The sequence below is a fragment of the Pseudomonas sichuanensis genome (assembly GCF_003231305.1).
Taxonomy (GTDB): domain Bacteria; phylum Pseudomonadota; class Gammaproteobacteria; order Pseudomonadales; family Pseudomonadaceae; genus Aquipseudomonas; species Aquipseudomonas sichuanensis.
Map to the genome: position 1 here is coordinate 197,409 of NZ_QKVM01000001.1, position 24,797 is coordinate 222,205.

At 63.4% G+C, this 24,797-nt stretch carries 23 protein-coding genes and 3 tRNA genes; 4 read left to right on the forward strand and 22 right to left on the reverse strand.

What is annotated here, in order from left to right; genetic code table 11:
* Positions 1–13 precede the first annotated feature (13 nt).
* The 8 genes from DM373_RS00970 to rluD all read right to left on the reverse strand — a co-directional run bounded on the left by DM373_RS00970 (position 14) and on the right by rluD (position 7,780).
* Positions 14–1,153, reverse strand: a complete 1,140-nt coding sequence (locus DM373_RS00970) for a trypsin-like peptidase domain-containing protein (protein WP_110991762.1) — start codon at positions 1,151–1,153, stop codon at positions 14–16.
* A 73-nt stretch (positions 1,154–1,226) separates the two neighbouring features.
* Positions 1,227–2,225: an ATP-grasp domain-containing protein gene (locus tag DM373_RS00975; protein ID WP_110991763.1), complete on the reverse strand. Its 999-nt coding sequence runs from the start codon at positions 2,223–2,225 to the stop codon at positions 1,227–1,229.
* Positions 2,226–2,554: 329 nt separating this feature from the next.
* A tRNA-Lys gene (locus DM373_RS00980) sits at positions 2,555–2,630 on the reverse strand.
* Between the two features lie 6 nt (positions 2,631–2,636).
* Positions 2,637–2,713: transfer RNA gene (locus DM373_RS00985), tRNA-Pro, on the reverse strand.
* Between the two features lie 4 nt (positions 2,714–2,717).
* Positions 2,718–2,793, reverse strand: a tRNA-Asn gene (locus tag DM373_RS00990).
* Between the two features lie 460 nt (positions 2,794–3,253).
* Positions 3,254–5,818, reverse strand: coding sequence for an ATP-dependent chaperone ClpB (gene clpB / locus DM373_RS00995; protein WP_110991764.1), 2,565 nt, complete (start codon positions 5,816–5,818; stop codon positions 3,254–3,256).
* A gap of 262 nt (positions 5,819–6,080) precedes the next feature.
* On the reverse strand, positions 6,081–6,821 hold the full coding sequence (gene pgeF / locus DM373_RS01000; protein WP_110991765.1) for a peptidoglycan editing factor PgeF: 741 nt from the start codon (positions 6,819–6,821) through the stop codon (positions 6,081–6,083).
* Positions 6,818–7,780, reverse strand: coding sequence for a 23S rRNA pseudouridine(1911/1915/1917) synthase RluD (rluD, locus tag DM373_RS01005; protein ID WP_110991766.1), 963 nt, complete (start codon positions 7,778–7,780; stop codon positions 6,818–6,820). The genes pgeF and rluD overlap by 4 nt, the downstream gene beginning before the upstream one ends.
* A gap of 149 nt (positions 7,781–7,929) precedes the next feature.
* On the opposite strand from rluD, the gene DM373_RS01010 reads away from it, so the two are divergent.
* Both DM373_RS01010 and DM373_RS01015 read left to right on the forward strand, forming a co-directional pair.
* Entirely contained in the window at positions 7,930–8,949 is a 1,020-nt protein-coding gene (locus DM373_RS01010; RefSeq protein WP_110991767.1) for an outer membrane protein assembly factor BamD, read from the forward strand.
* Between the two features lie 94 nt (positions 8,950–9,043).
* Entirely contained in the window at positions 9,044–9,274 is a 231-nt protein-coding gene (locus tag DM373_RS01015) for a PP0621 family protein (protein WP_110991768.1), read from the forward strand.
* 157 nt (positions 9,275–9,431) lie between these two features.
* Here the strand turns inward: DM373_RS01015 and thiO are convergent, their stop codons facing one another.
* The 5 genes from thiO to DM373_RS29480 are packed head-to-tail and all read right to left on the reverse strand — an operon-like array spanning position 9,432 to position 12,438.
* Positions 9,432–10,529 (reverse strand): glycine oxidase ThiO, encoded by a 1,098-nt coding sequence (thiO, locus tag DM373_RS01020; protein ID WP_110991769.1) that lies wholly within the window; start codon positions 10,527–10,529, stop codon positions 9,432–9,434.
* A 53-nt stretch (positions 10,530–10,582) separates the two neighbouring features.
* A complete protein-coding gene (locus DM373_RS01025; protein WP_110991770.1) occupies positions 10,583–10,981 on the reverse strand; it encodes a type IV pilin protein in 399 nt (132 codons plus the stop codon).
* A 1-nt stretch (position 10,982) separates the two neighbouring features.
* Positions 10,983–11,453 carry a hypothetical protein gene (locus DM373_RS01030; protein ID WP_110991771.1) on the reverse strand — a complete coding sequence of 157 codons (471 nt, stop codon included), beginning with the start codon at positions 11,451–11,453 and terminating at the stop codon, positions 10,983–10,985.
* Positions 11,450–12,085, reverse strand: coding sequence for a PilW family protein (locus DM373_RS01035; RefSeq protein ID WP_110991772.1), 636 nt, complete (start codon positions 12,083–12,085; stop codon positions 11,450–11,452). The genes DM373_RS01030 and DM373_RS01035 overlap by 4 nt, the downstream gene beginning before the upstream one ends.
* Positions 12,082–12,438, reverse strand: a complete 357-nt coding sequence (locus tag DM373_RS29480) for a type IV pilus modification PilV family protein (RefSeq protein WP_110991773.1) — start codon at positions 12,436–12,438, stop codon at positions 12,082–12,084. The genes DM373_RS01035 and DM373_RS29480 overlap by 4 nt, the downstream gene beginning before the upstream one ends.
* Positions 12,439–12,547: 109 nt before the next feature.
* Here DM373_RS29480 and DM373_RS01045 point away from each other — a divergent pair, with 109 nt between their 5' ends.
* Entirely contained in the window at positions 12,548–13,027 is a 480-nt protein-coding gene (locus DM373_RS01045; RefSeq protein WP_110991774.1) for a GspH/FimT family pseudopilin, read from the forward strand.
* Here DM373_RS01045 and ispH read toward each other — a convergent pair whose 3' ends face one another.
* The 6 genes from ispH to murJ form a co-directional block, all read right to left on the reverse strand.
* Positions 13,028–13,975, reverse strand: coding sequence for a 4-hydroxy-3-methylbut-2-enyl diphosphate reductase (gene ispH / locus DM373_RS01050; protein WP_110991775.1), 948 nt, complete (start codon positions 13,973–13,975; stop codon positions 13,028–13,030). It lies immediately after the preceding gene.
* A gap of 14 nt (positions 13,976–13,989) precedes the next feature.
* Positions 13,990–14,427 carry an FKBP-type peptidyl-prolyl cis-trans isomerase gene (locus tag DM373_RS01055; RefSeq protein ID WP_110991776.1) on the reverse strand — a complete coding sequence of 146 codons (438 nt, stop codon included), beginning with the start codon at positions 14,425–14,427 and terminating at the stop codon, positions 13,990–13,992.
* On the reverse strand, positions 14,420–14,932 hold the full coding sequence (gene lspA / locus DM373_RS01060) for a signal peptidase II (protein ID WP_110991777.1): 513 nt from the start codon (positions 14,930–14,932) through the stop codon (positions 14,420–14,422). The genes DM373_RS01055 and lspA overlap by 8 nt, the downstream gene beginning before the upstream one ends.
* Positions 14,925–17,756 (reverse strand): isoleucine--tRNA ligase, encoded by a 2,832-nt coding sequence (gene ileS / locus DM373_RS01065; protein ID WP_110991778.1) that lies wholly within the window; start codon positions 17,754–17,756, stop codon positions 14,925–14,927. The genes lspA and ileS overlap by 8 nt, the downstream gene beginning before the upstream one ends.
* Entirely contained in the window at positions 17,753–18,703 is a 951-nt protein-coding gene (gene ribF / locus DM373_RS01070; RefSeq protein WP_110991779.1) for a bifunctional riboflavin kinase/FAD synthetase, read from the reverse strand. The genes ileS and ribF overlap by 4 nt, the downstream gene beginning before the upstream one ends.
* Before the next feature lie 117 nt (positions 18,704–18,820).
* Positions 18,821–20,359, reverse strand: coding sequence for a murein biosynthesis integral membrane protein MurJ (gene murJ, locus DM373_RS01075; RefSeq protein WP_110991780.1), 1,539 nt, complete (start codon positions 20,357–20,359; stop codon positions 18,821–18,823).
* Between the two features lie 251 nt (positions 20,360–20,610).
* On the opposite strand from murJ, the gene rpsT reads away from it, so the two are divergent.
* Positions 20,611–20,889 carry a 30S ribosomal protein S20 gene (rpsT, locus tag DM373_RS01080; RefSeq protein WP_003247625.1) on the forward strand — a complete coding sequence of 93 codons (279 nt, stop codon included), beginning with the start codon at positions 20,611–20,613 and terminating at the stop codon, positions 20,887–20,889.
* Positions 20,890–21,093: 204 nt separating this feature from the next.
* Here the strand turns inward: rpsT and DM373_RS01085 are convergent, their stop codons facing one another.
* The 3 genes from DM373_RS01085 to DM373_RS01095 are packed head-to-tail and all read right to left on the reverse strand — an operon-like array spanning position 21,094 to position 24,656.
* Complete coding sequence (locus DM373_RS01085) at positions 21,094–23,394, reverse strand: PqiB family protein (RefSeq protein ID WP_110991781.1); 2,301 nt, start codon at positions 23,392–23,394, stop codon at positions 21,094–21,096.
* Positions 23,387–24,010 carry a paraquat-inducible protein A gene (locus DM373_RS01090; RefSeq protein WP_110991782.1) on the reverse strand — a complete coding sequence of 208 codons (624 nt, stop codon included), beginning with the start codon at positions 24,008–24,010 and terminating at the stop codon, positions 23,387–23,389. The genes DM373_RS01085 and DM373_RS01090 overlap by 8 nt, the downstream gene beginning before the upstream one ends.
* On the reverse strand, positions 23,997–24,656 hold the full coding sequence (locus tag DM373_RS01095) for a paraquat-inducible protein A (protein ID WP_110991783.1): 660 nt from the start codon (positions 24,654–24,656) through the stop codon (positions 23,997–23,999). Before DM373_RS01095 ends, DM373_RS01090 begins: the two co-directional genes overlap by 14 nt.
* Positions 24,657–24,797: the final 141 nt, after the last annotated feature.

Below are 24,797 nucleotides of genomic sequence, written 5' to 3' on the forward strand. Positions count from 1 at the left end.
ATTCAATGGGGTATTAAGGGTTGCGCGCCTCAATCTTCCACAACGACTGCTGGCCCTCCCTGGCCAGCTGTGCGGTTGTGAAGGACTGCCCTGTCGGGTTGCGGGCAACCGTGATGCCGCAGGCATCGAGAAATGCCAGGGCAAGCCCGGCCTTGACGGCAAAATTCATGTTCTGTGCATCAGGGACGGTGGAAGTCACCATCCCCACTACCGTGCCGGAACTGTCGAACAGCGGGCTGCCGCTCGAGCCCGGCTGGATCGGGGCGGTGAACTGCAGCAGGCTGGCATCGTTATGCAGCCCGAACAGTGCCGAAACACCGCCTTGGGTTACGTGCATGCCTCCGCCGGCAAACCCCGCCATGGGGAAACCGAGCGTGACCACGGTTTCACCCAGGTCGCAGCCTTGCCCGTCACGGAAATTCACCGGTTTGAACGGCGGCGCACCCTGGATGCGCAGCAGTGCCAGGTCGTTGCGTGCATCTACGACCACGGGGTCGGCCTTGTGGCGGCCGTCGAAGGAAGCGATGTGGATTTCCTGCATGCCCTCTATGACATGGGCGCAGGTCAGGATGTGCGTATTGGTCACGGCGAAACCCGTGCCGGTGGCACTGCCGCAGGCGCGATTGGAACCGCCGTTGCCGGGACCTCGGAGGGGGTGGCTATCGTCGATGGACAGCCCGATTCTGCGGCCCAGGGCCGAGAGTCCGTAGGCGGAGCCTTCCGCCAATGCGCGGAATTTCCACTGCTGATTGCGGCAGTAGAATTCGCCGATGATAAGCGCTGACTCACCGTGATCGGCGAGCTCGGGTGTGAATTCGATCTGGTTGTCGATCTGCAGCCGAAGTGATCTCAGCTCGCTGACCGGCCCTGCCGCAGAAAAGGTGTAGACCACCAGCAGCACCCGATCGGCACCTGCCGGCAGTTTGCCAAGGTCAAGCTTGCAGCCAATCCGTTCCTGGCTGCCGCTCCACTCCATCCACGGCAGCTCGACCTGGAACAGGGCGGCATCACCCTTGGGCAGGCGCTTGTCGTCCACGGGCAGCAATGCGCAAGCCGCATACTCGCCGAACGCCGTGGTGTTGCCACATTCCAGTGACCAAGAGCACTGAACGGCCCCCAGTGGGGTGTTCGCGCCAGGCGCCAGCACCATCATCCTTGATTCGCTCCTTGGATCTCTATCCATGCCACCAAGGCCAAATTGTAACAACTTGGCCGGCGTTTTAATATCAGCTTGCCATATCCACCGCAACCGTCACCGGTTTCACCCTGACATCCGGCCGCCATTCACTCACCGGCTCCGCCAAACCCATGCGCCGGGTAGCGAAGATGCCGGGCAGATTGACGCCCGCCAGGCGGGTGTAACCTATCCCCCCCGAATAACGCGGATTGATCTCGAGCAAATGGGGAATACCGCGGGCATCGTCCCGGGTCTGGACATTGATCAACCCATCGCAGCGGAAATGCCTGGCTGCTTGCAGTGCGAGCTCGACTGCGGCGCCGTCACGCTCGAAGCACTGATAAAGGCCTTGCTTGCGCCGGCCGACGTAAGCCACGGGGCGCCCGGACTCGCACACCATGTCGATGGAGCACTCGCTGCCCGGCATGTAGGGCATCACCAGCATAGGCGGCCGCTCGGCACCTGCTCGGTAGGCGCGCAGGTAGGTCTGGAAGTCCACTTCACGGGCATCTGGATTGGCAAAGCAACGGAACGGATCAGCGCCATCCTTGAAGCGCCAGAACCCTTGCCCATAAATGCCCACGGCAGGCTTCACACAGACCTCGCCACCGGCACGCAAGCGCTCATAGGCCTCGCTCAGCGCCTCACCATCCAGCACGGTGATAGCCGGAACGCAGGCCAGCCCCGCACGCTCGGCTTCGGCGGTGAATCGGCTCTTGTCATCAACCAGGTCAAAGGTTTGCAGCGACAGACCGCCGGTGACCAGATCCAGGCCATGGGCCTCGAATCGCTGTCGCTGGGCTTCGAAGACACGGCCCTCGCGGCCGGCAACGACAACCTTGATGCCCTGGCTGACGGCCGTCTCGATGACCCAGTTGAGCCGCGCTTCGGCATCCACCGGCTCCATGAGACTGACATCTGCTCCGCCGGTGACTTCTGGCCGGCTCTGCCTATGAGAGGCAAAGACCCGCACCTGGGATGCGAGCGCTTGCTTGGCCCCAGCAACGACATCACGTTGACTCGACTGCCCTTCCAGAAACCAGATCACCGATTCATCCCTAAACTTAGTTGACGAGCTCCGGCAACGACTGGGTTGCGGAGGTCCATTCCATGCAACGTCAAAACGCGGTGAGGTGGTCGCCCCCGGCCTTTCCACCACCATTCCGGGGAAAGACTGGCGCATGATAGCCGCCCTTCGAAGTCGAAGAGGTTACCAAGCCAATTCCGCGTGTTTCAAATCGACAATTGCCAATGGCTCGAGGCGCGCACAGCAGGGCTGGCACATCGCTCGCGGGTAACTCGGGCCCATTAAAACCAAAGGCAACTTTTCAACCGACAAAAGAAAAAGGGCATCTCTTTCGAGATGCCCTCTTTACATGGTGGGTCGTGTAGGATTCGAACCTACGACCAATTGGTTAAAAGCCAACTGCTCTACCAACTGAGCTAACGACCCTGAAAATGGTCGGGGTGAGGGGATTCGAACTCCTGACATCCTGCTCCCAAAGCAGGCGCGCTACCGGACTGCGCTACACCCCGAGATTGGCTCCGCGACCTGGACTCGAACCAGGGACCCAATGATTAACAGTCATTTGCTCTACCGACTGAGCTATCGCGGAACTGAACTTCGGTACAACTCCGAAGACTGTGTTCGCTTCGGACCCTTTAGCTTCGCTGCTTTCGCTTTGTCGCTGCTGAGGCCGGCTATTCTACATTCTTCGTTTTGCTTGTCAACCCCTTTTTTTCATTCAACTTACTGATTTGTAAGTTGTTTTGCGGTCACCGGTGTTGCTGGTGATTCGCTTAGTGGCTGACAACGCGGCGTATATTAGGGGCACTCCCTTTTCCTGGCAAGCGTTTTTTTCAAAAATTTCAGCAAGTTATGAAAAAAGGTCGGGAAGACCCGATTTTGCTGGGCCGGCGCCGGCCCCATCGCGGGGCAAGCCCGCTCCCACAAGCCTCTAACAGGGTCTGAGAACCACGCAATACCTCTAGGAGCGGGCTTGCCCCGCGAAGAGGCCCGCACAGAAATACATAAAAAAAGCCCCGCTTTCGCGGGGCTCTGCATTTCAACAGTGATCAGGCAAAGACGATTTCGTCGCCTTCCACCTTGGCAGTGATCGCTGCGCCTGGCAGGAACTGCCCACCGAGGATCAACTGCGCCAGCGGGTTTTCGATCCAGCGCTGGATCGCACGCTTGAGCGGCCGTGCGCCATACACCGGGTCGTACCCCACCGCAATCAGCTTGTCCAGGGCCTCCGGGCTGAGGCTCAGGCTCAGCTCGCGCTCCAGCAGGCGGCTGCGCAGGCGGCCCAGCTGGATCTCGGTGATACCGGCGATCTGCTCGCGGCCCAGTGGCTCGAACACCACCACTTCGTCGATACGGTTGATGAACTCGGGCCTAAAGTGCGCGCCCACCGCATCCATTACCGCCGCACGCTGCGCCTCGCGGTCACCCACCAGTTCCTGGATCTGTGCCGAGCCCAGGTTGGAGGTCATGACGATCACCGTGTTACGGAAGTCCACGGTGCGGCCGTGGCTGTCGGTCAGACGGCCGTCTTCAAGCACCTGCAGCAGCACGTTGAACACATCCGGGTGGGCTTTCTCCACCTCGTCCAGCAACACCACCGAGTACGGCTTGCGACGCACGGCCTCGGTCAGGTAACCGCCCTCTTCATAACCTACATACCCTGGTGGGGCACCGATCAGACGCGCCACGGAGTGTTTCTCCATGAACTCGGACATGTCGATGCGCACCATGGCCTCTTCGGTGTCGAACAGGAACTCGGCCAGGGCCTTGCACAACTCGGTCTTGCCCACGCCGGTCGGGCCGAGGAACAGGAACGAGCCGCTGGGGCGGTTCGGGTCGGACAGCCCGGCGCGGGAACGGCGCACGGCGTTGGCCACGGCGGTGACCGCTTCGTGCTGGCCGATCACCCGCTGGTGCAGCAAGTCTTCCATCTTCAGCAGCTTCTCGCGCTCGCCTTCGAGCATCTTGGCCACCGGGATGCCGGTCCACTTGGAGACCACTTCGGCGATCTCTTCCTCGGTCACCTTGTTGCGCAGCAGCTGGTTCTCGCTCTTGCCGTGCTGGTCGACCATTTGCAGGCTGCGCTCCAGGTCCGGGATGACCCCGTACTGCAGCTCCGCCATGCGGCTGAGGTCGCCTTTGCGACGGGCGGCCTCGAGCTCCTGGCGGGATTGCTCGATCTTCTGCTGGATCTGCGCCGAACCCTGCACCTCGGCTTTCTCGGAGGCCCAGATTTCTTCGAGGTCGGAGTACTCGCGCTCCAGCCGCTCGATTTCTTCGGTCAGTTTCTCCAGGCGTTTCTTCGCCGCTTCGTCCTCTTCTTTCTTCAGCGCCTGGGATTCCACCTTCAGCTGGATCAGACGGCGGTCGAGGCGGTCCAGCACCTCCGGCTTGGAGTCGATCTCCATGCGGATGCGGCTGGCGGCTTCGTCGATCAGGTCGATGGCCTTGTCCGGCAGCTGACGGTCGGTGATGTAGCGGTGGCTGAGCTTGGCCGCGGCGATGATCGCGCCATCGGTGATGGCCACCTTGTGGTGCACTTCATAGCGCTCTTTCAGGCCGCGCAGGATGGCGATGGTGTCTTCCTCGCTCGGCTCTTCGACCAGCACCTTCTGGAAGCGGCGCTCGAGGGCGGCGTCCTTCTCGATGAACTGGCGGTACTCGTTGAGCGTGGTGGCACCTACGCAGTGCAGCTCGCCACGGGCCAGGGCCGGCTTGAGCATGTTGCCGGCGTCCATGGCGCCCTCGCCCTTGCCGGCGCCGACCATGGTGTGCAGTTCGTCGATGAACAGGATGATCTGGCCTTCCTGCTTGGACAGCTCGTTGAGCAGGCCTTTGAGGCGCTCTTCGAATTCGCCGCGGTACTTGGCGCCGGCGATCAGCGCGCCCATGTCCAGGGCCAGCAGGCGCTTGCCTTTGAGGCCATCGGGCACTTCACCGTTGATGATGCGCTGGGCCAGGCCTTCGGCGATGGCGGTCTTGCCCACGCCAGGTTCGCCGATCAGCACCGGGTTGTTCTTGGTACGGCGCTGCAGCACCTGCACGGTGCGGCGGATTTCGTCGTCACGGCCGATCACCGGGTCGAGCTTGCCTTCCTCGGCACGCTTGGTGAGGTCGACGGTGTACTTGTCCAGGGCCTGGCGCGACTCTTCGGCATTGGCGTCATTCACCGCCGCGCCGCCGCGCAGGTTGTTGATGGCGTTTTCCAGGGCCTTCTTGGTCACGCCTTGGCCGAGCAGCAACTTGCCGACCTTGCTGTTCTCGTCCATGGCGGCGAGCAGCACCAGTTCGCTGGAGATGAACTGGTCGCCCTTCTGCTGGGCCAGGCGGTCGGCCTGGTTGAGCAGGCGCGCCAGGTCCTGGGACATGTTCACGTCGCCGGTGGGGTTCTGGATTTTCGGCAGCTGGTCGAGCTCCTTGGTCAACGCCTTTTTCAGGCTGTTGATGTCGAAGCCCACCTGCATCAGCAGCGGCTTGATCGAGCCGCCCTGCTGGTCGACAAGCGCCTGCAGCAGGTGCAGGGGCTCGATGGCCGGGTGGTCCATACCCACGGCCAGGGATTGGGAATCGGATAACGCGAGTTGCAGCTTGCTGGTCAGTCGGTCTATTCGCATGGGGATACCTTCCTATAAAGGGCAGGCGGAGCGATGGACAGCACCTATATGAAGAACCTGCCTGAGATGACCAATAGATAGGGGTGATTCTGGAAGATTCAAGCGTAGCGGGATTGACGGAGGTCAGCAGGGATGGCGGTGGATTGAGAATGCCGGGGCTGCTGCGCAGCCCTTTCGCGACACAAGGCCGCTCCTACAGGCAACCGCGACCCCCTGTAGGAGCGGCCTTGTGCCGCGAAAGGGGCGCAAAGCGCCCCCAGGGTCATTGAGGCTGTAGCCACACCAGCGAAGCAAAGCGCCCACCCTGCGGGGTGCGACGATAAGAGAAGAAGCGCTGATCGCTGACCGTGCAGAACCCACCGCCGTACACAGCCGTCACACCGCGTGCGGCCAGGCGGATCCGCGCCAGCGCATAGATGTCGGCCATCAGCTTGCCCGGCCGTTCGCCGTCGACAAAGGCTGCAGCCGCCTCGGGATGCACGGCCGTGAACGCATCACGCACTTCCAGGCCCACTTCGAATGCCTGCGGGCCAATGGCAGGCCCCAGCCACACCAGCACGTCTTCGGGCGGCACGGCCAGGCGGTCCAGGGTAGCTTCCAGCACACCGCCGGCCAGCCCGCGCCAGCCGGCATGGGCGGCGGCCACGCGGGTGCCGGCACGGTCGCAGAACAGCGCGGGCAGGCAATCGGCGGTCATCACGGTGCAGGCAATGCCGGGCTGGTCGGTCCAGCTGGCATCAGCCTCGGCAACCAGCGCCGGGTTGGCGTCAGCCACCACCAGCCCATGCACTTGCTTGAGCCAGGCGGGCTGGATGGCGAATTCATCACTGAGGCGACGACGGTTCTCGGCAACGGCCTGCGGGTCATCGCCCACATGGTCGCCAAGATTGAAGGCGGCATAGGGCGGCAGGCTGACGCCGCCCTCGCGGGTGGTGACACAGGCGCGTACCGAGGCCGGGGCCGGCCAGTCGGGGAAGATCAGCGACTGCGTCAGGCCACTCATCCGATGAAGCTCTCGCGATCCTGTTCGAGCAGCGACAGCAGCCACTTGAAGTCGTCCGGCAGCTCCGATTTCCACTCCATGCGCTCACCGGTGGTCGGGTGATCCAGGGCCAGGAAGCGTGCGTGCAGGGCCTGGCGCGGGAAGTTCTTCACCGCCTCGACCATGGTCACGCTGGCAGCGGGTGGAATGCGGAAACGCACGCCGTAAGTCTGGTCGCCGACCAACGGATAGCCGACATGCGCCATGTGCACACGGATCTGGTGGGTACGGCCGGTTTCCAGCTTGACCCGCACATGGGTGTGCGAACGGAAGCGCTTGAGCACCCGGTAGTGGCTGACCGCCGGCTTGCCACCGTCGGTGACCGCCATGCGCTGGCGCAGGCCGCCGTGACGGCCGATCGGCGCGTCGATCTTGCCGCCGGCAATCACCACGCCCACCACGATGCATTCATAGATGCGGCTGACGCTGCGGCTCTGCAGCTGCTCGACCAGCTTGGTCTGTGCCTGCAGGGTCTTGGCCACCACCATCAGGCCGGTGGTGTCCTTGTCCAGGCGATGCACGATACCTGCGCGCGGCACATTGACGATGTCCGGCACATGGTGCAGCAGGGCATTGAGCAAGGTGCCATCGGCATGGCCGGCCGCCGGGTGGACCACCAGCCCGGCAGGCTTGTTGATCACCAGGATCTGGTCGTCTTCATAGACGATGTCCAGCTCGATGTCCTGGGCCACCCATTCACCCTGGGCTTCCTGTTCGGCCTCGAGGGCCAGGATATCGCCACTGTGAACGGTGTCGCGCGGCCGCAGTACCGCGTCGTTGACGGTCAGGCGGCCATCCTTGATCCACGAAGTCAGGCGCGAACGCGAGTACTCGGCGAACAGTTGGGCGGCGACCTGGTCGAGGCGTTGGCCGCCCAGTTCGGACGGGACCTCTGCGCTAAGTTGAATGATCTCGGACATGCTCAATTCGGCGGGCGTACAGCCTTTGGTTTCGGCTGCGTGCTTGTGGTTAAATACGGCTTCTTTTGCCCCGGGGTTTGGCCGGGGGCGCTCATCATAACAGGACGGCTCCGCCCAAGACAGCGGCCGTCAAAGGGACGCAAGCCGCCATGCAAGTGAAACACCTGCTGCTGATCGCCATCCTCGGGCTCACCGCTGCCTGTTCCTCGAACAAGGAAGTCATTGACGAGAACCTCAGCGAGGCCGAGCTTTACCAGCAGGCCCAGGCTGATCTGGACAACTCCAGCTACACCAGCGCCGTGAACAAGCTCAAGGCCCTGGAGTCGCGCTACCCGTTCGGCCGCTACGCCGACCAGGCCCAGCTCGAGCTGATCTACGCCAACTACAAGAACTCCGAGCCCGAGGCCGCCAAGTCCGCCGCCGAGCGCTTCATCCGCCTGCACCCGCAGCACCCGAACGTCGACTACGCCTATTACCTGAAAGGCCTGACCTCCTTCGACCAGGACCGTGGCCTGCTGGCGCGCTTCCTGCCGCTGGACATGACCAAGCGTGACCCAGGCGCCGCGCGTGACTCGTACAACGAGTTCGCCCAGCTGACCAGCCGCTTCCCCAACAGCCGTTACTCGCCAGACGCCAAGCAGCGCATGATCTACCTGCGCAACCTGCTGGCCAGCTACGAAATCCACGTGGCCAACTACTACCTGAGCCGCGAGGCCTACGTGGCCGCCGCCAACCGTGGCCGCTACGTGGTCGAGAACTTCCAGGAAACCCCATCGGTCGGCGACGGCCTGGCGGTGATGGTCGAGTCGTACCAGCACATGCACCTGGACGAACTGGCCGCCACCAGCCTGGAAACCCTCAAGCTCAACTACCCGAACCACCCGAGCCTGGTCGATGGCCAGTTCGTCGCCACCCAGGATGAAAACGGCAACCGCTCCTGGCTGTCCAAGGCCACCCTGGGCCTGATCGAGACCGAGACGCCGCTGCCACCGGGCGAGACCCGCGCCAACCAGGACGTGGTGCGCCAGTTCCAGGACGCTCGCTCCGAGATGCCGGAAGACCTGCTGCCCAAGGACGAGAATGGCGACCCGATCCTGCCGGAAGGCCCGAAAGAAGCCGAGAAAGACCGCTCGTGGTTCAGCTACATGACCTTCGGCATGTTCGACTGACGCTGCGCGAGACAAAGAAGGGAGGCCCAAGGCCTCCCTTTTTTATTGGCCGCATCCTAGACTGTCGCCTTCTTCTCTCGACAAGCTGGACACCATGGTTCGCCTACTTTTCTGGATCGCCCTGATCGCCGCCGCGTTCTGGCTGTGGCGCAAGTTCAAGACCAGTCAGCAATCCCCCGCCGAGCCGCGCCTCGACGACCCGCTGAGGATGGTGCGCTGCGCCCACTGCGGCGTGCACCTGCCCAATGACCGGGCGTTGCAGCAGGGCAAGGAGTGGTATTGCAGCCAACAGCATTTGCAGCAAGGGCCGGGCCGCCAAGGCTAAGCCCACCCTGCAGTGAGCTCGGTAACTGTAGGAGCGGCCTTGTGCCGCGAAAGGCCCGCAAAGCGGGCCCTGGTTCCAGACTGAAATTGCTGGGGCTGCTTTGCAGCCCTTTCGCGGCACGAGGCCGCTCCTACAGAGCGAATCGCTCCCGGCGACTTCAGGCCAGGCGCCCCGCCGGTGCATACGGCGCAGGGTCGATGATCGGCTCACGCCCCAGCAGCAGGTCGCTGAACAGCTGGCACGATGCGGGCGCCAGCACCAGGCCATTGCGGTAATGGCCGCAGTTCAGCCATAGCCCTTCATGCCCCGGCACCGCACCGATGTACGGGATGCCTTCCGGCGAGCCCGGCCGCAAGCCCGCCCAGTGTCCAACGACTTCGGCATCGGCCAATGCCGGCAGCAACTCGATGGCCGAGGCCTTGAGGCTGGCCAGCGCTTCGGCGGTCGGGGTCTTGTCGTAGCCTTCGTGTTCCAGGGTACTGCCCACCAGGATGTGCCCGTCGCGGCGCGGGATCGCGTAGCGCCCCTTGGCCAGGACCATGCTCGGCAAGAAGTCTTCGGCGCACTTGAACAGGATCATCTGGCCTTTGACCGGTTCCACCGGCAATGCCAGGCCCAGGGTCTGCAACAGGTCGCCGCTCCAGGCACCGGCGCTGAGCACCACATCATCGGCGGCCAGCACGCCGTCGTCGGTCTGTACACCGACGATGCGCCCGCCTTCCTGGGCGAAGCCGGTGACTTGGCAGTGCTCGCGCAGGGTGACGTTGGGCAGCGCCAGCAGCGCGGCCTTGAGCGACTTGACCAGGCGCGGGTTGCGCACGTTGGCCACACCGGCCATGTAGATCGCGTGGCGGTAGCCCGGGCCCAGCACCGGCACGGCGTCGTAGGCCGCCGAGATATCCACCGCACTCAGCGGGCGCTGTTCGCGTGCAGCCCAGGCCAGGGCCTCGGCTTCATCGTCCAGGTCCAGCCAGTACAGGCCGGTGGTGTGCACCTCGGGGTCGACGCCGGTGCTGTCGAACAGGCGCTCGCCCAGCTGTGGATAAAAATCCTGCGACCAGTGCGCCAGCGCGGTCACCGCCGTGCTGTAGCGCCACGGGTACAGCGGCGAGACGATACCGCCCCCCGCCCACGACGACTCGCGGCCGACCTCGCCCTGGTCGCACAGCACCACCCGGTCGACCTCGGCCGCCAGGTTGAACGCCGTCAGCAGGCCGATGACGCCACCGCCGACAATTACTACTTGCTTGCTCATCGTTCGATCCAACACCTGAAGTAATTCCACGGTGCCGTGGCACCTTATGATCTTCAGCTTCCCCAGCACAGCTCGGCATTGTCGCCAGCACCTGGGTTGCTGCGCACACCTGCCTGGTCGAGCTGGAAGTCGCCACAGCGATCGTGCGCCATCAACCCGTCGGGCAGGCGCATGGCCAGCAGCGTGAAGCTGTCGCTCTCGCGGCGTGCCTGTAGGCGGTAGTAGCGGTTACCCATGGGCAATGGCGTCACCAGCTGTTCGTTGTCGGCGTAGCCGCCGACGCGGGTGTGGTGGCGCGCAAGGCGCAGCGCCGCATCCTGCAGCAGGCCGACCACTTCGCTGCGCGCGGCACGCCGTAGCTGTTCGCTGTAACTGGGGTAGGCAATGGCTGCCAGCATGCCGATCAGCGCCATGACAATCAACAACTCGATAAGGCTCAGGCCACGCTGCATGTCAGTCGTCCTCCAGGCGTTGGCGCCAGCTGATGCGTCGCGCCACGGCCGCGCCATCCAGCGCGTACATTACTTCAAGGGCCCGACGGCCGCGCACCTGATGGCTGACGGCCGTTACCCGGACCAGCGTCACCTGCTCGCCTGCCGGCATACCGGCAGCCTTGATGCTTTCGCCAAGGTTCTGCAGCAGGACGTAGCCGCTGTCGGTGGCTTGCCAGGGCGGAACAGGATTGTCGCCTGGAAGACTGGGGGGCAGGCACGCCGAGCACTGCTCGGGCAAATGGGTCGGAAACAATGCTGCGCCCTCAATCAGGCTGGCCTCCGCCTGCTCAAAAGCGCGCGCACCCGCCAGTTGCTCGCTCATCAGTTGCTGCTGCACCAGAGCCTCACGTAACCCCTGAGCCGCCAGCAAACCCAACAGCAGGCTCAGGCTCAACGCCAACAGCAGGACGACACCGCGCTGGCGCTTCATGCGTCACCCAGCGGGTTGCGCACGGCCACGCTTATCTGGTGCTGCTGCTCAAGCTGGTGCTGGCGGTCGTACAGGGTAAGACGGATATCCACACGCTCACCCACCCTGGACACCTCCAGCGCCCGCACATTTTCTATCAGCCTGGCGTTCTGGAACCTGGTGGCGAGCCATAGGCTGCCATCGCGTAAATGGTAGGTCAGCCGACGTACGGGCAAGGCGAACAAATCGCCCGCCGACACATGCTGGCTGCCCATCACGTGCGCCCAACTGCTGCAATCGCTGAGCACTGTCCAATCCGATGGGCCAGCCAGGCCGGGTAGCGCAGCGCCGACCAGGGTGATGTTGCCAGGGGTGATCTGGATCGGGTTGGCAAAGGCCTGGGCAGCGTCGGACGCGCGGAAGTCCTCGGGCTCAAGGCGCAAGCAGCCGAACATGCCGGCCATGCGGATATCCTCGGCCATGCGCTGCAGCACCAGCCGGGCGTCATCCTGCATACTCGCGGTCGCGCCTTGCAGGCGCCAGGCCTGATAGACCGAAGCGAACACTTGGCTTGCCGCTGCCAGCAGCATCAGCCCGAGCGCCAGCGCCAGCATCGTTTCGGTCAGGCCGACGCCTGTTTGCCGGCGCGTCATGGCAGCACCCAGCCCTGCAAACCAAGCACCTGCCGCTCAGCGCCCACTGACCAGTGCACCTCCAGCATCAGCCGGCCAGCGCTGTGGCTGACCCTGCCCTCAGCTGAAGCGCCCAGCACGGCAGGTACCTGTACCTGCCAGGCCGCCTGGTCGGCAGGCGATAGCGCACCCGCCGCCCTCACCCGCTCCAGCATGCCCTGCAACAACTGCAGCGCCTGGCTTTCACGCTGGGTATTGTCGCTTGCCTGCAAAGCACGCACCTGCAGTGCCGCTGCCATGAACACACCCAGCGCTAGCACCGTCATGGCCACCAGCACCTCCAACAACGTCATGCCACCTTCCCTGGCCCACATTCCATGCACTCCCCGGATCTTTCCCCGCCCACTACCTGAAGTGGCCGACTGGCACGCCTGCCAAACGACCGCGAAGCTTCAGCGAAGCACTTGCTGGGAGGAATGCACGGTGAGGCAACAAGGCGTAACACTGATACAAATGATGTGCGCGCTGGCCGTGGCCGGCCTTCTGACGCACTTGGGAATATCTGCCTACAGCAAGGTCAACGAAGAGCTGTATCAGTCTGCGACTGCGCGGGAGCTGGTACAGGCGCTACGTGACGCGCGCAACCAGGCGCTGCTGCGCCAACAGGCGGTGCTGGTACTGCCGGTAGAGGGAGACTGGGGCAAGGGTTGGCGCCTGTCGCTGGAGCACGACGGCCAGTTGCTGCGCGAACATCGCCTGGGCAGGCCAATCTGGATTGTCGCCAGCGATCCAAGGGAAATGAGGTTCAGCGGGCGCGGCGCGCCATTGGGATCTGGCTTCGGTGGCATCACACTGCATATCTGCCAGCGCAACACCGGGGCCAGCCTGTATCAGGTGGTGCTGAGCCCCAGTGGAAGAATCCGCCTGCTCAACGACGAAAAACGTCGCTGCGCAGGCGACTGATCAGATCAGCGAGCGAACCCGCAGCTCTTTGGGCATGGAGAAGGTGATGTTCTCCTCACGGCCATCGAGTTCTTCGGCGCCAGTGGCGCCCCAGGCCTTGAGCTGTTCGATCACGCCACGCACCAACACTTCGGGGGCCGAAGCACCGGCGGTGATGCCGATCCGCCCGACACCGTCGAACCAGCTGCGCTGCAGGTCCTCGGCACCGTCGATCAGGTAGGCCGGGGTGCTCATGCGCTCGGCCAGCTCACGCAGGCGGTTGGAGTTGGAGCTGTTGGGGCTGCCGACCACCAGCACCACGTCGCACTCGTCGGCCAGTTGCTTGACGGCGTCCTGGCGGTTCTGGGTGGCGTAGCAGATGTCGTCCTTGCGCGGCCCACCGATGCTCGGGAAGCGTGCGCGCAGGGCGTCGATGACCCGGCTGGTGTCATCCATCGACAGGGTGGTCTGGGTAACGAAGGCCAGGTGCTCGGGGTTGCGCACCTGCAGCGCGGCAACGTCCTTCTCGTCCTCGACGAGGTAGATGGCGCCGCCATTGCTGGCATCGTATTGGCCCATGGTGCCTTCGACTTCCGGGTGCCCGGCGTGGCCGATCAGGATGCACTCACGGCCGTCGCGGCTGTACTTGGCAACCTCGATATGCACCTTGGTCACCAGTGGGCAGGTGGCGTCGAAGACTTTCAGGCCACGGCCGGCGGCCTCCTGGCGCACCGCTTGCGACACACCATGGGCGCTGAAGATGACGATGACGTCGTCCGGCACCTGGTCCAGCTCTTCGACGAAAATCGCGCCACGGCTGCGCAGGTCTTCGACGACGAACTTGTTGTGCACCACTTCGTGGCGCACGTAGATCGGCGGGCCGAAGACTTCCAGGGCGCGGTTGACGATCTCGATCGCCCGGTCGACCCCCGCGCAGAAGCCGCGCGGGTTGGCGAGTTTGATTTGCATGCTCGGCTCCAGGCTCACAGGGCCTTCACGTCGAGGATCTGCACCTCGAAGTTGAGGGTCTTGCCAGCCAGCGGATGGTTGAAGTCGATGGTCACCTGGTTGTCGTCGAACGCTTTGACCACACCCGGCAGCTCGGTGTTGGCGGCATCGTTGAAGATCACCAGCAGCCCGTCGGACAGCTCCATGCCTTCGAACTGCGAGCGCGGCATCACCTGCACGTTCTGCGGGTTGTGCTGGCCGAAGGCGTTCTCTGGGGCGATGCTCAGCTTGCGCTGGTCACCGGCCTTGAAACCGAACAGGGCGCTTTCGAAGCCTGGCAGCAAGTTGCCATCGCCGACCTTGAAGGTGGCCGGGGCCTTGTCGAAGGTGCTGTCGACGGTATCGCCGTTTTCCAGGTGCAGGGCGAAGTGCAGGGTCACTTCGGTGTTCTGGCCAATACGTGTCTCAGTCATGGACAGGCTCCTCGGACTTCTTGCTCTTGAACATATCCAGCGCCAGCATCACCGCACCCACGGTGATGGCGCTGTCGGCCACGTTGAAGGCCGGGAAGTAATGGGTGTTGCGCCAGTGCACCAGGATGAAGTCGACCACATGGCCAAGCACCACGCGGTCGTACAGGTTGCCCAGCGCGCCACCCAGCACCAGGGCCAGGGCCACGGCAAGCCAGGTCTCGTTGCGCCCCAGACGCTTGAGCCAGACCACCAGCACGGCGCTGACCACCACGGCGATCAGGGCGAACAACCAGCGCTGCCAGCCGGAGCTGTCGGCGAGGAAGCTGAAGGCCGCGCCGGTGTTGTAGGCCAGGGTCCAGCTGAAGTAGTCGGGAATGACCACAATCTGCTGGTACAGGCTCAACGCCCCTTCGAAGTAGACCTTGGTGGCCTGGTCGACGACCAGTACCACCAGGCTCAGCCAGAGCCAGGCAAGGCGCCCGAAGCGCCCAGCTGCATTAGGCATAGTGGCGCACCTCACCTTCACCGCTCAGGTTGTCGACGCAACGGCCGCAGATTTCCGGGTGCTCCGGGTGGCTGCCGACGTCGGCGCGGAAGTGCCAGCAACGGCCGCACTTGGCATGGCCGGACTTGACGATCTTCAGCTTGAGGCCTTCGACTTCGGTTGTCACGGCATCGGCCGGAGCCTGGACGAACGGCACCACGCTGGCGGCGGAGGTGATCAGCACGAAGCGCAGCTCGTCGCCGAGCTTGTTCAGGTCGGCAGTCAGGCCCTCTTCGGCGAACAGGGTGACTTCGGCCTGCAGGTTGCCGCCGATGACCTTGGCGCTGCGCTGGTTCTCCAGCTCCTTGTTGACGGCTGCCTTGACTGCCATCACGCGGTCCCAGTAAGCGCGGTCCAGCTCGGCGTCGGCCGGCAGTTCGCTCAGGCCCTGGTACCAGCCGTTGAGCATCACCGACTCGTTACGCTCACCTGGCAGGTACTGCCAGATTTCGTCGGCGGTGAAGGCCAGGATCGGCGCGATCCAGCGCACCAGCGCCTCGCTGATGTGGTACAGCGCGGTCTGGCAGGAACGGCGGGCGACACTGTTGGCGCCGGTGGTGTACTGGCGGTCTTTGATGATGTCGAGGTAGAAGCCGCCCAGCTCCTGCACGCAGAAGTTGTGGATCTTCGAGTAGACGTTCCAGAAGCGGTATTCGCCGTAGTGCTCTTCCAACTCGCGTTGCAGCAGCAGGGTACGGTCCACCGCCCAGCGGTCCAGCGCCAGCATGTCTTCGGCCGGCAGCAGGTCGCGGGCCGGGTCGAAGCCGGACAGGTTGGACAGCAGGAAGCGCGCGGTGTTGCGGATACGGCGGTAGGCGTCGGCGCTGCGCTGCAGGATCTGCTCGGAAACCGCCATCTCACCGGAGTAGTCGGTGGCCGAGACCCACAGGCGCAGGATGTCGGCACCCAGGGTGTTGTTGACCTTTTCCGGCTCGATGGTGTTGCCCAGGGACTTGGACATCTTGCGGCCGCTCTCGTCCACAGTGAAACCGTGGGTCAGCAGCTCGCGGTACGGCGCGTGGTTGTCGATGGCGCAGCCGGTCAGCAACGAGGAGTGGAACCAGCCGCGGTGCTGGTCGGAACCTTCCAGGTACAGGTCGGCGCGCGGGCCGGTGGCGTGGCCGATGTCGTGCGAGCCACGCAGCACATGCCAGTGGGTTGTACCGGAGTCGAACCAGACGTCGAGGGTGTCGGCGATCTTGTCGTACTGGCCGGCTTCGTCACCGAGCAGTTCGGCGGCGTCCATCTTGAACCAGGCTTCGATGCCTTCTTTCTCGACGCGCTTGGCCACTTCTTCCATCAGTTCGACGGTGCGCGGGTGCAGCTCGCCGGTCTGTTTGTCGAGGAAGAACGGGATCGGTACCCCCCAGTTGCGCTGACGCGAGATGCACCAGTCCGGGCGGTTGGCGATCATCGAGTGCAGACGCGCCTGGCCCCAGGCCGGAACGAACTTGGTGTCTTCGATGGCCTTGAGCGCGCGTTCACGCAGCGGCTCGCCAGTGGATGGCTGCTTGTCCATGCCGACGAACCACTGCGCGGTGGCACGGTAGATCAGCGGGGTCTTGTGGCGCCAGCAGTGCATGTAGCTGTGGCTGATGGTTTCGGTGTGCATCAGCGCACCGACTTCGCTCAGCTTGTCGACGATGGCCGGGTTGGCCTTCCAGATGAACTGGCCGCCGAAGAACGGCAGCGACTCGACGTACACGCCGTTGCTTTGCACCGGGGTGAGGATGTCGTCGTTGACCATGCCGTAGCGCTTGCAGGTGACGAAGTCGTCCTCACCGTAGGCAGGCGACGAGTGCACCACACCGGTACCGGCGCCCAGTTCGACGTAGTCGGCCAGGTAGATCGGCGACAGGCGGTCGTAGAACGGGTGACGGAAGTTGATCAGTTCCAGCGCCGAACCTTGCGCGGTGGCGATGACCGAACCTTCGAGGTTGTAACGCTTGAGGCACGACGCTACCAGCTCTTCGGCCAGCACCAGCAGGCGCTCGCCGGTATCGACCAGGGCGTACTTGAACTCGGGGTGGATGTTCAGCGCCTGGTTGGCCGGGATGGTCCACGGGGTGGTGGTCCAGATCACGATGGCCGCTGGCTTGGCCAGCGAGGCCAGGCCGAAGGCGGCGGCCAGCTTGGCGTCGTCCGCGATCGGGAAGGCCACGTCGATGGTCTGGGATTTCTTGTCGGCGTATTCGACTTCGGCTTCGGCCAGGGCCGATGCGCAATCGAAGCACCAGTTCACGGGCTTGAGGCCCTTGAACACGAAACCTTGCTTGACCATCTCGGCCAGGGCGCGGATTTCACCGGCCTCGTTGGCGAAGTTCATGGTCTTGTAGGGGTTGTCCCAGTCGCCCAGCACGCCCAGGCGGATGAACTCGGTCTTCTGCCCTTCGATCTGCTCGGCGGCGTACTCGCGGCACAGCTCGCGGGTACGGTCGGCGGTCAGGTGCTTGCCGTGGGTGACTTCGACCTTGTGCTCGATCGGCAGGCCGTGGCAGTCCCAGCCCGGCACGTAGGGCGCATCGAAGCCCGACAGGGTTTTCGAGCGGACGATCATGTCCTTGAGAATCTTGTTCAGCGCATGACCGATATGGATCTTGCCGTTGGCATAGGGCGGGCCGTCGTGCAGGACGAACTTCGGACGATCCTTGCCAATTTCGCGCAGCTTCTGGTACAGGCCAATGCTGTCCCAGCGCTGCAGAATCTGCGGTTCGCGCTGAGGCAGGCCGGCCTTCATCGGGAAGGCGGTGTCCGGAAGGTTTAGCGTGGCTTTGTAGTCGGTCATTTCAGGCTCTTCGTTAGCGGTTGAGCGTGCCAGTGGGCACGTGCGGCGGCGATGTCCGCGTCGATCGCCGACTTCAGCGCCTCCAGGGAGGCGAAACGCTGCTCTTCACGCAGCTTGTGGTGGAACTCCACCGTCAGACGCCGGCCGTAGAGGTCACCGGCGTAGTCCAGAAGATGAATCTCCAGGTGGGGACGCCCGTCACCGGCGACGGTGGGGCGTACTCCGATGTTGCCGACACCCGGCCACTGCTTACCGTCGATCTCGATGCTGGCCAGGTAGACCCCGGACAGCGGTACGCGGCGGCGCTTGAGCTGGATGTTGGCGGTGGGCGTGCCGAGCTGACGGGCCAGTTTCTGGCCGTGCAGCACGCGCCCGGTAATGCGGTAAGGGCGGCCCAGCAGGTGCGCGGCCAGTTCGAAGTTGCCTTCGCCGAGGGCCTTGCGCACTTCGGTGCTGCTGACCCGCAGGCCGTCCTGGATCACGGTGTTGGCGGCTTCGACGGTAAAGCCGTAGCGCTCGCCTGCATCGACCAGGAAATCGAAGTCGCCGGCGCGGTCACAGCCGAAGCGGAAGTCGTCACCCACTTCGAGATGGCGCACACCCAGGCCATCGACCAGAATCGCCTTGACGAACTCATCGGCGCTGAGCTTGCTCAGGCGCTGGTTGAAAGCCAGGCACAACACCCGGTCGATACCTTCGCCAGCCAGCAGCTCGACCTTGTCGCGCAGGCGCGCCAGGCGGGCCGGGGCGGTGTCGGGGGCGAAGTATTCGCGCGGCTGCGGCTCGAAGATCACCACGCAAGTGGGCATGCCGAGTGCCTGGCCGCGCTCGCGCAGACGCGCGAGGATCGCCTGGTGACCCCGGTGGACCCCGTCGAAGTTGCCAATGGTGGCGACACAGCCCCGGTGCTCGGGGCGCAGGTTGTGAAGACCTCGAACCAGCTGCATAACGCGCTTCTTGCTCATAAAGTGGCCGATTATAACCACACCCGGGCGCTGACGACAGGCAGCAGCGCCACCCGGGTGTGTGGAATGTGAAAAACCGACGCCTGACCCTTTTGCGCCTCAGTGCAGCGCTTTGCGGGCGAAATGCCGCGGGCGGAAACCGCACAGGTACAGGCAACCGAAGTAAGTAACCACACCCGCCGCGATCAGGCCGCCCAGGCGCAGGAAACGCGCCAGCATATCGCCCTGCGCCCAGGCCGGCAGGTAGTGCATGCCCAACAGCAGCACGCCCGACATCAGCCCCACCGCCAACACCAGCTTGAGCAGGAACAGCAGCCAGCCGGGTTGCGGCGTGTACAGCCGTTGGCTGCGCAGCTTCCAGTACAGCAAGCCGGCATTCAGGCAGGCCCCCAGGCTGATCGCCAGGGCCAACCCGGCATGGGCCAGCGGGCCGACCAGCGCCAGGTTGAGCAATTGGGTGCAGACCAGGGTGAACACCGCGATCTTTACCGGCGTGCGGATATTCTGCTGCGCATAGAAGCCTGGAGCCAGCACCTTGACCAGGATGATCGCCAGCAGGCCCACCGAATAGGCGATCAGGGCGCGCTGGGTCATGGCCGCGTCGAAAGCGGTGAACTTGCCGTACTGGAACAATGCCACGGTCAGCGGTTCGGCAAGAATCGCCAGGGCCAGGGTGCACGGCAACACCAGCAGGAAGCACAGGCGCAGGCCCCAGTCGAGAATCCGCGAGTACTCTTCACGGTCCTTGTTGGCGTAGGTCTTGGCCAGGGTCGGCAACAGGATGGTGCCCAGGGCCACGCCCAGCACCCCCGAAGGCAGCTCCATCAGCCGGTCGGCGTAATACATCCACGACACCGAGCCGGCCACCAGGAAGGAGGCGAAAATGGTGTTGATGATCAGCGAGATCTGGCTCACCGATACCCCGAGGATGGCCGGCAGCATCTGCTTGAGCACCCGCCACACGCCGGCGTCGCGCAGGTTCAGGCGCGGCAGCACGAGCATGCCGATCTTCTTCAACGCGGGCAGCTGGTACAACAGTTGCGCCAGGCCACCGGCCAGCACGCCCCAGCCCAGGGCCATGATGGGCGGGTCGAAGTAGGGTGTGAGCAGGACGGCGAAGGCGATCATCGCCACGTTGAGCAGGGTCGGGGTGAAGGCCGGAACGCTGAAGCGATTCCAGGTATTGAGGATGGCGCCTGCCAGGGAAGACAGCGAGATCAGCAATATATAAGGAAAGGTCACCCGCAGCAGCGAAGTGGTCAGCTCGTATTTCTCGGCATTGTCGACAAACCCCGGCGCCGTGGCCCAGACCACCCAGGGCGCGGCAAGCATGCCGACGACCGTCACCAGCGCCAGGACCAGGGTAAGCAGGCCGCTGACATAGGCAATGAAGGTTCGGGTGGCCTCCTCGCCCTGCTGGGTCTTGTACTCGGCCAGGATCGGCACGAAGGCTTGCGAAAACGCCCCTTCGGCAAAGATCCGCCGCAGCAGGTTAGGCAACTTGAAGGCGATGAAAAAGGCGTCGGTGGCTACGCCAGCGCCGAAAATCCGCGCCAGGATGGTGTCGCGCACGAAGCCGAGCACCCGGGAAATCATGGTGATGGAGCTGACCGCAGCCAGGGATTTGAGCAGGTTCATCGAAAAGATTCACGCCAGAGGACGGAGGACGCTGCCAGTTGGCATCCGAATGTGCGATACTCCCGCGCCTTCGCAGGGGAGCCAAAAATTCCCGAGTTTACAGGTCGCGTAGCAGAAAGGAATCTTTCCTGCCTGTTGACCCACCACTCGGCGGAACCTTGCAGGTGGCCTTGACATCCGTTCGACTCGTCGGCATGATTCGCGGCCTATTTTGTTTGCTATTTACCTAAAGTCTTTCGAGGAGCTCGACGGTGGCCAACACACCTTCCGCCAAGAAACGTGCAAAACAGGCTGAGAAGCGTCGCAGCCACAACGCCAGCCTGCGTTCCATGGTTCGCACCTACATCAAGAATGTAGTCAAAGCCATTGACGCAAAAGACGCTGAAAAAGCGCAAGCCGCTTACGTTCTGGCTGTGCCTGTAATCGACCGTATGGCCGACAAGGGCATCATCCACAAGAACAAGGCTGCTCGCCACAAAGGCCGTCTGAATGGCCACATCAAGGCGCTGAAAGAAGCTGCAGCTGCCTAAGCGACGTTCTTGTCGAAAAAACCGACCCTAGGGTCGGTTTTTTTATGCCTGCGATTTAGTGGGCCACGCTGGTAGATCACTCATGCCGTGGGAGCGGCTTCAGCCGCGAAGCAAGCAACGCGGTGCGTGGCACCCGCTGCGCGGGTGTTCGCGGCTAAAGCCGCTCCTACAGAGGGCAGGGCCGCATGACGGCCCTGCCCTTCATCACTTGCCGATCTGCAGCTTCGGCGCCCACTGCAGCCAGGCATCTTCCGGCTTGTCGAACAGGGCGAAGGTCTGCTGCGGCCGTGCCGGGTTGCCCATCTGCTCGCCATCCGGCGTGGCGAAGGCAATACCACCGTCGATCAGGGTCTCCAGTGACTCGGTACGTACCGTGGCGCCTTTGAACAGGCCCCAGTCGAAACCGAACCCACTGCTGTTCCAGAAGCGGCTGCCACCGCGCACCAGGCCTGCATAACGCGGCTCGATAAGGATGTGGATAAGTACCCGGTCGGCAGTCTGGCCCAGCTCGAAGCCGACCACCTTGCCCACCGCGACTTCACGGTAGGTGACCGGCACCCCGGGCTTGATCGAGCCACGCCGCGGCGCACTCAGGGTCAGCGGCAGGCCGACTTCCTCGCCCTTCACCTGCGGCGCATCGGCCAAGGCAATGAAATCACGCTGCGGCCCCTTGTCCTTGAGCGCCGGCAACACTTCCAGGTACTGCCCTCCCACCAAGGTATCGAGGTTCTCGGTGCGCACCAGACCCAGGGCCGGCTTGACCACCCAGAACTGTGTCCCCACCCGCGCAATACGATCCGCGGCCTGGGTAATACGCGCCCTGAGCAGTACGCCCTGCAGGTCGCTGGTCAGATCCACGCTCTCGACACTGCCTACGTCCAGCCCGCGGAAGCGGATCGAGGCACCCGGCTTCAGCCCATCGGCACGTTCCACGCGAATGGTTACCAGGGTGCCGGCACGGTTGGCGGCCTCCTGGCTCTCATGCAGACGGAAACGCGGGATACGCCGCTTGAGCGGCACATCGGGTTTTGGTGTGTCGAAGGAGATACCACCAGCCATAAGGGTCTGCAGCGACTCACTCTTGACCTGAATCCCCGAGAGGCCCCCGGTCAGGGTGATACCGCTGGCATTCCAGAAGCGCGTGGAGCCGTTGACCAGGTTGGCGTACTCCTTCTCGATGTGTACACCGATCAGGATGCGTTTGCTGTTGCGGGCGAACTGATAGCTCTGCACGCTGCCCACGCGTACCTGGCGGTACATCACTGGGCTGCCCACTTCCAGCGAGCCGAGGGTTTCGGCGAACAGCACCATGTGCAAGCCAGGCGCCTTGAGATCAAGCGGTGGCGCCTTGGGCCGTGCCTCGAACTCACGCAAGGGCTTGGCGCCGGGCTCGCCCGGGCGAACAGCGATGTAGTTACCCTTTACCAGCGCTTCCAGGCCAGTGATACCCGCGAGCGAGATGGAAGGCTTGACCACCCAGAACTGGGTCCCTTCGACCAGGTAATCCTCTGCCAGTGGGTCCAGGGTCAATTCCGCCATTGCGCTGGAGAGGTCGCCTTCGATCTTCAGGTCCTTGAGCGAGCCTACCTGGATCCCCTTGTACAGCACCGGGGTACGGCCCTTCTGCAGCCCCTCGAAATCACTCAGTTTGACCTTCACCCGGATACCCGCCTGAGCGGCATCGAAATCCTCGTACAGCCGGAACGGCAGGCTTGGATCAGTGGGCGGGCTGTCCTGGCGATTTTCTGGCGTGGCAAAGGCGATACCGCCGGCGACGATGCTGGAAAGCGATTCGGTGCGCACCTTCACGCCGGACAGGTCGGCATCGATGCTGACGCCACTGGCGTTCCAGAAACGCGTGTGCTTGCGCACCAGGCTGGCGTAGGCGGGCGCGATGAAGACTTTGATCTCCACAGTGCCCTGATCCTCGGACAGGCGATAGCTTTTCACCCGGCCCACCTGGATCTGCTTGTAGAACACCGGGCTGTCACGGTTGAGCGAACCCAGGCGCTCGGCCTTGAGGGTCAGGTGCAAACCGGGCTCGGCATCGGACAACGGCGGGGCTTCCTTGAGCGCGGTGAAGCGCTTGGTCGGTTCGCCCTCTCCTGGCTCCACCGCGATGTAATTGCCTGAGACAAGCGTTTCAAGCCCGGAGATGCCTGCCAGGCTGACGCTGGGCTTCACCAGCCAGAAGCGCGTGCCTTTGGTCAAATGCGGCCCGGCCGCCTTGTTCATTTCAATGGTGGCGATAACACCCCGATTGTCGCCCTTGTTATCCAGTACCAGGCCCGTCACCTTGCCGATCGACATGCCCTTGAAAATGACCTCGGTCTTGTTGGCGACGATGCCCTCGCCGGTTTCGAAGCGCACCTGGATTTCGATACCGGCGTCACGGTAGGCCTGCCAGGCCAGCCAGCCACCGATGGCCAGCGCGATCAGCGGCAGGATCCAGATGGCCGACCAATTCGAAGCAGGGCGGGTTTTAGCCGTAGGCAAGTCACTCATGGTCGTCATCCGACTCCGTGTTGTCCCAGATCAGTCGGGGATCGAAAGTTAAGGCTGCGAGCATCGTCAGGATCACCACACTGGCGAAGGCGACAGCGCCCAGGTTGGCTTCGACACTGGCAATGCGGCCAAAATTCACCACCGCCACCAGGATGGCAATGACGAAGATATCGAGCATGGACCAGCGCCCGATGAACTCGATGAAGCGGTACATCAGAATGCGCTGGCGCGCCGACAGCGGCTGGTGACGCTGCACCGAGTACAACAGCAGGGCAATGCCCACCAGCTTGAAGGTGGGTACCAGGATACTGGCGATGAATACCACGGCGGCGATCGGCAACATGCCGTGCTTGAGCAAGGTAATGACCCCCGACATGATGGTGTCGGGGCTGCCCTGCCCCAGCGCACTGACCGTCATGATCGGCAACACGTTGGCAGGGATATAGAGCACCATCGCAGTGAGCAGCAGCGCCCAGGTGCGCACGATGCTGTTAGGGCGGCGCTCATGGACAATGGCCCCGCAACGGGTGCATGTCTGCGAGGTGGTATCTGCCTCGCGGCGGTTGAGCTCATGGCATTCACCGCAGACCAGAATGCCTGCATCAATCGCCCGCATGGACATCCTCCCCGGACAAAGCTACCCAGATCTGGTGCGGCGACATCACCACTTCCAGCCACACCTGCACCAGCAACAGGCTGATGAAACAGAACAGGCCGAGGCCGATACTCAGTTCAGCCAGGTCGACCAGCTTGACGATGGCAACCAGCACACCCATGAAGTACACCTCGAGCATGCCCCACTCGCGCAAGTGGTGGTAAATACGATAGATCAGCAAACCGTAACTGCGACCGACGTCAAAACGGATGCTCAGCAGTACCAGCAACTGGCACAACAACTTGAGCAGCGGGATGGCCATGCTGCACAGGAACACCACCACGGCGACGCCGCGCATTTCGGAATTGTACAAGCCGAGCACGCCGCTCCAGACGGTATCGTCCGAGGTCTGGCCAAGCAGATGCAGCTGCATGATCGGCAGGAAATTGGCAGGTACATAGAGCAGCAAGGCGGTAAGGACCAGTGCCAGGCTGCGAGCAACGACGTTATGCCGGTGGGCATACAGCTCGTAGCCACAGCGCGGGCAATGGGCCTTCTCGTCGTTTTGCAGCGTCGTCTTGCGCATCAGCAGGTCGCACTCGTGACAGGCTACGAGTTCGTCCAGGGGCAACTGTGCGAGCGCTTGCGTATCGACAGGGTTGGGCATAAGAGGGTTCTGAATGGATGCGTCGGCTCTATTCTAGTGTTCTGACTCGAATTGTGGGAGACGACTATTGTGAGGGACTGTATGCCAGCACCTGCGGCTGGCACTGCTCACTGCCGAGGAGCACTGATTTCGTCCTGGCAA